Genomic DNA, 12,049 nt, shown 5'->3' on the forward strand with positions numbered 1-12,049 from the left:
GTAAATCATGACACTATCATTACACGATCTGGTTGAATACGTCCGCAATCATTCCCCCTTTTTTAAGGATCTTTACTGTGATCTGCCTCGATCTGGTTGGGAGCTAACTGATCTGCCGTTGATCAATCCTGCTGATTATTGGCAACAATCGCAATCGCTGGAGAACTGGCCAGTGTTAACTGGCCCTGTCAACGGCGGTCATGTTTTTAAGACCGGTGGTTCAACCAGTGACGGCAGGTTATCGGTGTTCAGTTGTAGTGAATGGCGCGCTTTTATACGCGCATTTGGTCAAGGGATTGCACAACAATTACAGCCTGGCGACCGCTTTGCTAATCTGTTTTTTTCTGGTGATTTGTACACCGGTTTGCTGTTTATTCACGGTGCTTTGTCCTATTCACCGGTACCAGTGGTGGAGTATCCGTTTACCAGCTCCGTTGATGATCGGATACTGACCGACGCTATTATTAACTTGAATATTAATGTCTTGGCTGGGATGCCGGTGAAATTGCTGCGTTTTGCCAGTACCTTGCAGCAGTGCGGCCAGTCTATGCCGGGCGTTGAGCGCCTGTTGTACGGTGGCGAAAGTCTGTTTCCAGAGCAATTGACACTGTTGAATCAGGTATTTCCTAATGCGCGTATTGGTTCAGTGGGTTGCGCCAGCGTTGACGCGGGTCTCATTGGGGCTGCGTCTCCCGATTGTTGTTATGGCGAACATCGGGTTTTTGATACGGAAACCATTATTGAAATTGTTGACGAAGCCAATGGTCAGCCGATTACGGAGCCCGGCCAAAATGGCCTATTAGTTGTGACCAACCTGCAACGACGCCTGATGCCGATTATCCGTTACCCTACCGGGGACATGGCTTGTTGGTGTGAAGCGCCGGGGCAACCGCGACGCAAATTCGCTTTGCAGGGGCGGGCAGGAAGCGCTCACCGAATTCGAGTTGGTTCACTATCCATTTTTCCTGACCATATTGCGCGTTTACTGCGACAGCAAGCGGGTGTACTCGCTTGGCAGTTATTGCTGAGCCGTCAGAACGGCATGGATAACATACAACTCTTGTTAGCTGGAAATTCATCACTGATGCCATCGGCAATATCAATGCATCAAGCATTGCTGGCGGACCAACCCGCGATGGTAAAGTTATGTGATCAGGGTTTCCTGCATGTGGAGGTCACTTACTGCGCCTTGGAAGATATGGTCACTCATCCTCGATCCGGTAAGTTGGTGCGGGTGGTTGATAATCGTGGTTATAGTGCTGAAGAGAAGGCAGCATGAGCATAAATCCAGTAATGCCATTCATTCGATTATTCCAGGAAGGGGATTCTACCGGTGTTAGTGCGTTATTTCGGGCTGTTTACGGCGAAGATTATGTCTACCCGGAAGTCTATTTACCCACTATGCTTGGCCGCTATAACGCGGCTAAACAGTGGTATTCTGCCGTTGCGGTACAGGGTGGACAAGTATTAGGGCATGCGGCATTGTGGCGGGATGAACAGTGTCCATTAAGCGCTGAACTGGCGTTGATCGCGGTACACCCGCAGGCGCGTGGGCAAGGGATTGCCACCGCATTGGGCCGATACTTGTGTCATCAGGCTAAGAAAATGGGGTTAAGCATACTCACGATTAAACAGGTGTCGTCACATAACCACAGCCAACGTTTGGCCCAAAATTTGGGCTTTCACACGACGGGTTTACTGCCGGATTATGTAACGTCACCATTTGATCAGGCACGGCCGGAAAGCATTGTGCTGGGGTGTTTGCCTTTACAAAGTTGGCCGTTTCCAGAATTACATTGGCCTTCCGGTTGGCAAAGGTGGCTGACATCGGTGACTCAAGTGTTTGGTCAAGAGCCTCTGCAACCGGAGGAGCTGGCTGATGCGGATATCCGCATAACCAATCATGGACGTCGGTTGGAAGTGTGGATAGAAAAGCAGACAACCGAGCGGGTAAAAGAGGTGGCGGAGTTACCGGCACACAAACTGGTATATGTGAAACTACCGGTGGGGGAAGGCACTCTCCAGGCGATGGAAATTTTGCAACAGGCGGGATTTGCCTGTACAGGTTTTGTGCCCGGTCATCATCATCGTTGGGAAGCTTTACTGGTTCGCGGGCATAGTAGGAAAGAGTTAGCCTTAAATTGTCAGTTTGCTCGCAGTTTGCACCAACAGAGCATGTTTGCTTGTGCGAGTGCATAGTTTTCCTGCAATGCTCAGAGGCAATCTGGTAAAGCTCATCAAAGCCTGAATAGTTTTGCAGATTATTGACAAAGTGTTGGTCTTTCGGTCAGCACTTTGAGCGGTTAATGATTAACAATTGACCGTGGCTTGCAAAAATCTGCTGTGTATTTCTGCCGTACTGTTTCTTAAGTTTATTCATAAAACTCAATTTGTTTAATTTTTGTAATAAAATTGTTATAAAGCATGGTGAATTACCAGTATCAATCGACATTATTTCTCTAATTTTCAGAATATTCCTATATATTTTTAGTTGAAATTCATTGCACTATTGATCACTTATTAATCCATATAGTGACTTTTTTGCCTACCTCAGATGTACGTTGGTAATCAACAGATTATGAGTGGTTATTTTTAAAATCCAATTCATTTACGGGTAGTTTGAGAAATAAAATCGTAGATGAATTGGCTGAATCAAGAACAGAGGTGATATAAATAATGACGATTAACATTGAAGCCCTAATTAATAGCTTAGGGAAAACTTATCAGGAGACTTTTGATAAGGGATTAATTCCTTATAAAACTAAACCAATAGGATATCTTGGAGATCCTGAGATATCCCTGCATATGATTAAAGAAGGTGTACATCTTGCTTTTAAGAGGAGTAATAAGGTTTTATTTGCGATAGGGCTTATCTTGATTGATGAGAAAAAAGATTCATACCAATTTCCAAATGAACTCCCACCACGACTAATTCCTATCATGTCTCGGCAATGGATTCATGAACATTTTGGTGAACCTGAAAAATCACTTCCACCGAGGAAAAGGTTAACTAAAAAAATTGGTTGGACTGATCTATATACCTTATATATACCTTATATATACCTTATTGGATTTTCGTATTCCGACGAGCATGCAGGTTGATTATGATTTGCGGGAGCGAGTCAGACTGGTGACTTTCTTACCCACATCAGCAGTGCGTTGGTAATCAATAAAGAGCCTCTTATTTAGATCTTTAGCTGTTTGAGTATGTGGAATTTGACTTATTCACTTCTCATTACTCTCCAATAGGTTATTTGTTTAAAAAAATAATAAAGATCCGCGAGTAATCTTCATCATATTGATATAAAAGATTATTTTTCTGCCATTGCCACCGTTATTCATCAATATTCCGGCATATCAGGTATTACCTTATTCAAGACGCGATATTGCAAACTATTGTTAATTATTTTGTAAATTAATTATAAATATACGTAAATGTTTATTCTAAGTAATTATATAAAGGTAAAGTTATTTTATTGTCTGCATTTTGTTTTTTAATGTAAGCAAGTTTTGTGATTTATTATATTTTTCCTCACACATCATCACTGTGTATAGCGCCTTTAGAAGGTAGGAGGAGCTGATGTTCTAAATGCGCATGTTTGATCTGGTCCCTTTTTTTATACATAACGATGGTGATTATTTTTTGCACGAAAAAACCTGTTTCTCATGATAAACCTCAATTCAGGAGTCCGTATGAATCAACTCGCCAGTCCCCTGATTTCCCGCACCGAAGAGATCCACAACTTACCCGGTAAATTGACCAACCTTGGTTATACCTCAGTGTTTGATGTGGTACGTATGCCGCGTGAGCGTTTTATTCGTGAGCATCGTGCTGATCTCGGGCGCAATGCTGAAAAAATGTATGACCTGGCAGTGGGCTATGCTCATCAGGTGTTACACCATTTTCGCCGTAATTCTCTTAGCGAGGCTGTTCAGTTTAGTTTGAGAAGTCCGTTCTCCGTATCAGGTCCGGATTACGCCAACCAATTCCTTGATGCAAACACTGGCTGGAAAGATAAAGCGCCAAGTGGATCACCGGAAGCCAATGATGCTCCGGTAGCCTATCTGACTCATATCTATCAATTGGCCCTTGAGCAGGAAAAGAATGGCGCCAGTACCATTATGAATACGCTGGCGGAGCGTCGCCCCGATCTGGGTGCTTTGTTGATTAATGATAAAGCAATCAATGAGGTGATACCGCAACTACAATTGGTCAATGAAATTCTGTCCAAAGCCATTCAGAAGAAACTGAGCTTGTCTGATCTGGAAGCGGTAAACGCCAAACTTTCCACCACCCGTTACCCAAATAATCTGCCGTATCATTATGGTCATCAGCAGATTCAGACAGCTCAGTCGGTATTGGGTACCACGTTGCAAGATATCACTCTGCCACAGACGCTGGATCTGCCGCAAAACTTCTCGGCAACAGCAAAAGGAAAACTGAGTGATGCGACTGCCGGGGCCTTAACTCGACTGCAAATCATGGCGAGTCAGCTTTCGCCGGAGCAGCAAAAAATCATTACGGAGAATGTCGGCCAGGATTTCTATCAGCTTAACTATGGTGACGGCTCGCTTACTGTGAACAGTTTCAGCGACATGACCATAATGACTGATCGAACAAGTTTGACTGTACCTCAGGTAGAGCTGATGTTGTGTTCAACTGTCGGAGGTTCCACGGTTGTTAAGTCTGATAATGTGAGTTCTGGTGACATGACAGCGACGCCATTTGCGTATGGCGCCCGCTTTATTCATGCCGGTAAGCCGGAGGCGATTACCCTGAGTCGCAGTGGTGCGGAGGCGCATTTTGCTCTGACGGTTAACAATCTGACCGATGACAAGTTGGACCGTATTAACCGCACAGTGCGCCTGCAAAAATGGTTGAATCTGCCTTATGAGGATATTGACCTGTTGGTGACTTCTGCTATGGATGCGGAAGCAGGAAATACTGCCTTGTTAATGAACGACAATACGCTGCGTATGTTGGGAGTATTCAAACATTATCAGGCGAAGTATGGTGTTAGCGCTAAACAATTTGCTGCTTGGCTGCGAGAGGTGACTCCGTTTGCCATTACACCGGCAACGCCGTTTTTAGACCAAGTGTTTAACTCCGTCGGCACCTTTGATACACCGTTTGTGATAGATAATCAGGATTTTGTCTATACATTGACCACTGGGGGCGATGGGGCGCGTGTTAAGCATATCAGCACGGCACTGGGCCTCAATCATCGTCAGTTCCTGTTATTGGCGGATAATATTGCCCGTCAACAGGGGAATGTCACGCAAAGCACACTCAACTGTAATCTGTTTGTGGTGTCAGCTTTCTACCGTCTGGCTAATTTGGCGCGTACATTGGGGATAAACCCAGAATCTTTCTGTGCTTTGGTTGATCGATTAGATGCCGGTACAGGCATCGTCTGGCAGCAATTGGCAGGGAAACCCACAATCACGGTACCGCAAAAAGATTCCCCGCTGGCGGCGGATATTCTGAGTTTGCTGCAAGCGCTAAGTGCGATTTCTCAATGGCAACAACAGCATGATTTAGAGTTTTCAGCACTGCTTTTGCTGTTGAGTGACAACCCTACTTCTACTTCGCAGGGCACTGACGATCAATTGAACTTTATCCGTCAGGTGTGGCAGAACCTAGGCAGTACGTTTGTGGGTGCGACATTGTTGTCCCGCAGTGGGGCGCCATTAGTCGATACCAACGGTCATGCCATTGACTGGTTTGCTCTGCTCTCAGCAGGTAATAGTCCGCTTATCGATAAGGTTGGTCTGGTGACTGATGCTGGCATACAAAGTGCTATAGCCACTGTGGTCAATACACAAAGCTTATCTGATGAAGATAAGAAGCTGGCAATCACTACTCTGACTAATACGTTGAATCAGGCACAGAAAACTCAACAGGGCGTGGCCGTCAGTCTGTTGGCGCAGACTTTGAACGTGAGTCAGTCACTGCCTGCGTTATTGTTGCGCTGGAGTGGACAAACAACCTACCAGTGGTTGAGTGCGACTTGGGCATTGAAGGATGCCGTTAAGACTGCCGCCGATATTCCCGCTGACTATCTGCGTCAATTACGTGAAGTGGTACGTCGCTCCTTGTTGACCCAACAATTCACGCTGAGTCCTGCAATGGTGCAAACCTTGCTGGACTATCCAGCCTATTTTGGCGCTTCCGCAGAAACAGTGACCGATATCAGTTTGTGGATGCTTTATACCCTGAGCTGTTATAGCGATTTATTGCTCCAAGTGGGTGAAGCTGGTGGTACCGAAGATGATGTACTGGCCTACCTGCGCACGGCTAATGCTGCTACGCCGTTGAGTCAAGCTGATGCGGCACAAACGTTGGCAACTCTGTTGGGTTGGGAGACTAACGAACTGCAAGCCGCTTGGTCGGTATTGGGCGGGATTGCCAAAACCGCACCGCAACTGGATACGCTTCTGCGTCTGCAACAGGCGCAGAATCAGACTGGTCTTGGCGTTACACAGCAACAGCAAGGCTATCTCCTGAGTCGTGACAGTGATTATACCCTTTGGCAAAGCACCGGTCAGGCGCTGGTAGCTGGCGTATCCCATGTCAAGGGCAGTAACTGAGCATGGCAGAAGCTCACTACCTGAGTGGATTTGATTTTTCCGTATGGCCCAATGAGGCTATTTTTAAACCGCCATTTAAGTAAGGCAGATAATTATGTTATCGACAATGGAAAAACAACTGAATGAATCCCAGCGTGATGCGTTGGTGACTGGCTATATGAATTTTGTGGCGCCGACGCTGAAAGGCGTTGGTAGTCAGCCGGTGACGGTGGAAGACTTGTACGAATATTTGCTGATTGACCCGGAAGTGGCCGATGAGGTTGAGACCAGCCGGGTAGCACAAGCGATTGCCAGCATACAGCAATATATGACTCGTTTGGTCAATGGTTCTGAGCCGGGGCGTCAAGCGATGGAGCCTTCTACGGCTAACGAATGGCGTGATAATGATAACCAATATGCTATCTGGGCTGCGGGGGCTGAGGTTCGAAATTACGCTGAAAACTATATTTCACCCATCACCCGGCAGGAAAAAAGCCATTATTTCTCGGAGCTGGAGACGACTTTAAATCAGAATCGACTCGATCCGGATCGTGTGCAGGATGCTGTTTTGGCGTATCTCAATGAGTTTGAGGCAGTGAGTAATCTATATGTGCTCAGTGGTTATATTAATCAGGATAAATTTGACCAAGCTATCTACTACTTTATTGGTCGCACAACTACTAAACCGTATCGCTACTACTGGCGTCAGATGGATTTGAGTAAAAACCGTCAAGATCCGGCAGGGAATCCGGTGACGCCAAATTGCTGGAATGATTGGCAAGAAATCACCTTGCCGCTGTCTGGTGATACGGTGCTGGAGCATACAGTTCGCCCGGTATTTTATAATGATCGACTATATGTGGCTTGGGTTGAACGTGATCCGGCGGTACAGAAAGACGCTAATGGTAAAGATATCGGTAAAACCCATGCCTACAGCATAAAGTTTGGCTATAAACGCTATGATGATACTTGGACAGCGCCGAATACGACCACGCTGATGACTCAGCAAGCAGGGGAAAGTTCAGAAACACAGCGATCCGGCCTGCTGATTGATGAATCGAGCACCACATTGCGTCAAATCAATTTGCTGGCTACCACCGATTTTAGTATCGACCCGACGGAGGAAACTGACAGTAATCCGTATGGCCGTCTGATGCTAGGAGTGTTTGTCCGTCAGTTTGAAGGTGATGGGGACAATAGAAAAAATAAACCTGCTATTTATGGTTATCTCTATTGTGACTCAGCCTTTAATCGTCATGTTCTCAGGCCGTTAAGTAAGAACTTTTTGTTCAGTACTTACCGTGATGAAACGGATGGTCAAAACTGCTTGCAATTTGCGGTATACGATAAAAAGTATGTAATTACTAAGGTTGTTACAGGTGCAACGGAAGATCCGGAAAGTACAGGATGGGTAAGTAAAGTTGATGACTTGAAACAAGGCACTACTGGGGCCTATGTGTATATCGATCAAGATGGCCTGACGCTTCATATCCAAACCACAACTAATGGGGATTTTATTAACCGTCATACGTTTGGGAGTGCTGACAGAGAAAACGATTCTAAATCTGGTTATGGTTTTTCTTGGTCAGGGGATGAAGGTTTTTATCTTGATTACCATGATGGAAATTATTACACATTTCATAATGCAATAATCACCTATTATCCGGCTGGATATGGTGGTGGATCTGTTCCTAATGGAACGTGGGCGTTAGAGCAAAGGGTTAATGAGGGATGGGCTATTTCCCCCCTGCTTGATACTCTCCATACTGTTACTGTGAAGGGCAGTTATATCGCTTGGGAAGGGGAAACACCTACCGGTTATAATCTGTATATTCCAGACGGTACCGTGTTGCTAGATTGGTCTGATAAAATAAATTTTGCTATTGGTCTTAATAAGCTTGAGGCAGTATTTACATCCCCAGATTGGCCAACACTAACCACTATCAAAAATTTCAGTAAAATCGCCGATAACCGCAAATTCTATCAGGAAATCAATGCTGAGACGGCGGATGGACGCAACCTGTTTAAACGTTACAGTGCTCAAACTTTCAGACTTACCAGCGGTGCGACTTATTCTACGACTTATACCTTGTCCGAGGCGGATTTCTCCACCGATCCGGATAAAAACTACCTACAAGTTTGTTTGAATGTCGTGTGGGATCATTATGACCGGCCATCAGGGAAAAAAGGGGCTTATTCTTGGGTCAGTAAGTGGTTTAACGTCTATGTTGCGTTGCAGGATAGCAAAGCTCCGGATGCCATTCCTCGATTAATTTCCCGTTACGATAGCAAACGTGGTCTGGTGCAATATTTAGACTTCTGGACTTCATCATTACCCGCGAAAACTCGTCTTAACACCACCTTTGTGCGTACCTTGATTGAAAAAGCTAATCTGGGGCTGGATAGCTTGCTGGATTACACCTTACAGGCAGATCCTTCTCTGGAAGCAGATTTAGTGACTGACGGCAAAAGCGAGCCAATGGACTTTAACGGTTCAAATGGTCTCTATTTCTGGGAATTATTCTTTCACCTGCCATTTCTGGTTGCTACACGCTTTGCCAACGAACAGCAATTTTCGCCGGCACAAAAGAGTTTGCATTACATCTTTGATCCGGCGATGAAAAACAAGCCACACAATGCCCCGGCTTACTGGAATGTACGTCCGTTGGTTGAAGGAAACAGCGATTTGTCACGTCATTTGGACGACTCTATAGACCCAGATACTCAAGCTTATGCCCATCCGGTGATATACCAGAAAGCGGTGTTTATCGCTTATGTCAGCAACCTAATTGCTCAGGGAGATATGTGGTATCGCCAATTGACTCGTGATGGTTTGACTCAGGCCCGTGTCTATTACAATCTGGCCGCTGAATTGCTAGGGCCTCGGCCGGATGTGTCGCTGAGTAGCATTTGGACGCCGCAAACCCTCGATACTTTGGCAGCCGGGCAAAAAACGGTTTTGCGTGATTTTGAGCACCAGTTGGCTAATAGTGATACCGCTTTACCTGCATTGCCGGGCCGCAATGTCAGCTACTTGAAACTGGCAGATAATGGCTACTTTAATGAACCGCTCAATGTTCTGATGTTGTCCCACTGGGATACGTTGGATGCACGGTTATACAATCTGCGTCATAACCTGACCGTTGATGGCAAGCCGCTTTCGCTGCCGCTGTATGCTGCGCCTGTTGATCCGGTCGCGTTGTTGGCTCAACGCGCTCAGTCCGGCACGTTGACGAATGGCGTCAGTGGCGCCATGTTGACGGTACCGCCGTACCGTTTCAGCGCTATGTTGCCGCGAGCTTACAGCGCTGTGGGTACGCTGACCAGTTTTGGTCAGAACCTGCTTAGCTTGTTGGAACGTAGCGAACGAGCCGGTCAAGAAGAGTTGGCGCAACAGCAACTGTTGGATATGTCCAGCTATGCCATCACGTTACAGCAACAGGCGTTGGATGGATTGGCGGCGGATCGTCTGGCGCTGTTGGCTAGTCAGGCGACGGCGCAACAGCGTCATGACCATTATTACACTTTGTATCAGAACAACATCTCCAGTGCGGAACAACTGGTGATGGATACCCAAACGTCAGCACAATCTCTGATTTCTTCTTCCACCGGTGTACAAACTGCCAGTGGGGCACTGAAAGTGATCCCGAATATCTTTGGTTTGGCTGATGGCGGCTCGCGCTATGAAGGGGTAACGGAAGCGATTGCCATCGGGTTGATGGCAGCCGGTCAAGCCACCAGCGTGGTGGCCGAGCGTCTGGCGACCACGGAAAACTACCGTCGCCGTCGTGAAGAGTGGCAAATCCAGTACCAACAGGCACAATCTGAGGTCGACGCATTACAGAAACAGTTGGATGCGCTGGCGGTGCGCGAGAAAGCGGCCCAAACTTCCTTGCAACAGGCGAAGGCACAGCAGGTACAAATTCGGACCATGCTGACTTACCTAACTACTCGTTTCACCCAAGCGACTCTGTACCAGTGGCTGAGTGGTCAATTATCCGCGTTGTATTATCAAGCGTATGATGCCGTGGTTGCTCTCTGCCTCTCTGCCCAAGCTTGCTGGCAGTATGAATTGGGTGATTACGCCACCACTTTTATCCAGACCGGTACCTGGAACGACCATTATCGTGGTTTGCAAGTGGGAGAAACTCTGCAACTCAATTTGCACCAAATGGAAGCGGCCTATTTGGCTCGTCACGAACGCCGTCTTAATGTGATCCGTACTGTGTCGCTCAGAAGCCTATTGGGTGATGATTTCAATAAGTTGAAAACCGAAGGCAAAGTTGATTTTACATTAGGCGAAAAGCTATTTGACAACGACTATCCGGGGCACTATTTGCGCCAGATTAAAACCGTGTCAGTGACGTTGCCGACGTTGATTGGTCCGTATCAAAACGTGAAGGCAACGCTCACTCAGACCAGCAGCAGTACATTGTTAGCAGCAGATATCAATGGTGTTAAACGTCTCAATGATCCGACAGGTAAAGAGGGGGATGCGACGCATATTGTCACCAATCTGCGGGCCAGCCAGCAAGTGGCGCTCTCTTCTGGCATTAATGACGCCGGTAGCTTTGAGCTGCGTTTGGAAGATGAGCGCTATCTATCATTTGAGGGGACTGGAGCAGTTTCCAAATGGACGCTCAACTTTCCGCGTTCTGTGGATGAGCATATTGATGATAAGACGTTGAAGGCGGATGAGATGCAGGCAGCTCTGTTGGCAAATATGGATGATGTACTGGTGCAGGTAAATTATACCGCCTGCGACGGCGGCGCCAGTTTCGCGAACCAGGTCAAGAAAACACTCTCTTAAATTAACTGTTAACTAATCCCTCCCACTCTGTTCGCCAGAGTGGGAGAGGATTTGTCATATCTAAAATCAATCTTGCGATCTTTCTCCATTTCATTGGAAGGGAAGCTGTAATACAAAATAGAAGGAATATGATATGAGTCCGTCTGATACCACTCTTTATACTCAAACCCCAACAGTCAGCGTGTTAGATAATCGCGGTCTGTCCATTCGTGATATTGGTTTTCACCGTGTTGTGGTTGGAGGGGATACTGACACCCGCGTCACCCGTTACCAGTATGATGTCCGCGGACATCTGAATCAGAGTATTGACCCACGCTTGTATGATGCAAAGCAGGCTGATAACTCAGTAAAACCTAATTTTGTCTGGCAGCATGATCTGGCCGGTCATACTCTGCGGACAGAGAGTGTCGATGCTGGCCGTACTGTGGCATTAAATGATATTGAAGGTCGTCCGGTAATGACGATAAATGCGACAGGCGTTCGTCAGACGCGTCGCTATGAAGACAATACCTTGCCCGGTCGCCTGTTATCTGTGAGCGAGCAAGTTTCCGACCAAGAGAGTGCTCAAGTGACAGAGCGCTTTATCTGGGCTGAGAATACCACAGTGGTGAAAGAGTATAACCTCTCCGGTCTGTGTATCCGCCACTACGACACGGCGGGAGTGACCCG

General features: G+C 46.7%; 4 protein-coding genes and 2 pseudogenes. All 6 read left to right on the top strand.

Features of this window, described 5'->3' with window-relative positions; genetic code table 11:
* Positions 1 to 7: 7 nt before the first annotated feature.
* Positions 8 to 1,279, top strand: coding sequence for a phenylacetate--CoA ligase family protein (locus tag Phpb_RS18425; RefSeq protein ID WP_065391629.1), 1,272 nt, complete (start codon positions 8 to 10; stop codon positions 1,277 to 1,279).
* Positions 1,276 to 2,199, top strand: coding sequence for a GNAT family N-acetyltransferase (locus Phpb_RS18430; RefSeq protein ID WP_082302634.1), 924 nt, complete (start codon positions 1,276 to 1,278; stop codon positions 2,197 to 2,199). Before Phpb_RS18425 ends, Phpb_RS18430 begins: the two co-directional genes overlap by 4 nt.
* Positions 2,200 to 2,676: 477 nt before the next feature.
* A pseudogene (locus tag Phpb_RS18435) lies at positions 2,677 to 3,166 on the top strand (DUF6392 family protein).
* 527 nt (positions 3,167 to 3,693) lie between these two features.
* On the top strand, positions 3,694 to 6,591 hold the full coding sequence (tccA, locus tag Phpb_RS18440) for an insecticidal toxin complex protein TccA (protein ID WP_065391630.1): 2,898 nt from the start codon (positions 3,694 to 3,696) through the stop codon (positions 6,589 to 6,591).
* 94 nt (positions 6,592 to 6,685) lie between these two features.
* Complete coding sequence (gene tccB, locus Phpb_RS18445) at positions 6,686 to 11,380, top strand: insecticidal toxin complex protein TccB (RefSeq protein WP_065391631.1); 4,695 nt, start codon at positions 6,686 to 6,688, stop codon at positions 11,378 to 11,380.
* A gap of 133 nt (positions 11,381 to 11,513) precedes the next feature.
* A pseudogene (locus Phpb_RS27020) lies at positions 11,514 to 12,049 on the top strand (RHS repeat protein); the annotation flags it as partial.

The organism is Photorhabdus namnaonensis (genome assembly GCF_001684335.1).
Taxonomy (GTDB): domain Bacteria; phylum Pseudomonadota; class Gammaproteobacteria; order Enterobacterales; family Enterobacteriaceae; genus Photorhabdus; species Photorhabdus namnaonensis.

What these genes read in the sequence shown, in the direction of transcription:
- Phpb_RS18430 (WP_082302634.1), top strand. Translation starts at nt 1,276, where the DNA reads ATGAGCATAAATCCAGTAATGCCATTCATTCGATTATTCCAGGAAGGG.
- Phpb_RS18425 (WP_065391629.1), top strand. Translation starts at nt 8, where the DNA reads ATGACACTATCATTACACGATCTGGTTGAATACGTCCGCAATCATTCC.
- tccB (WP_065391631.1), top strand. Translation starts at nt 6,686, where the DNA reads ATGTTATCGACAATGGAAAAACAACTGAATGAATCCCAGCGTGATGCG.
- tccA (WP_065391630.1), top strand. Translation starts at nt 3,694, where the DNA reads ATGAATCAACTCGCCAGTCCCCTGATTTCCCGCACCGAAGAGATCCAC.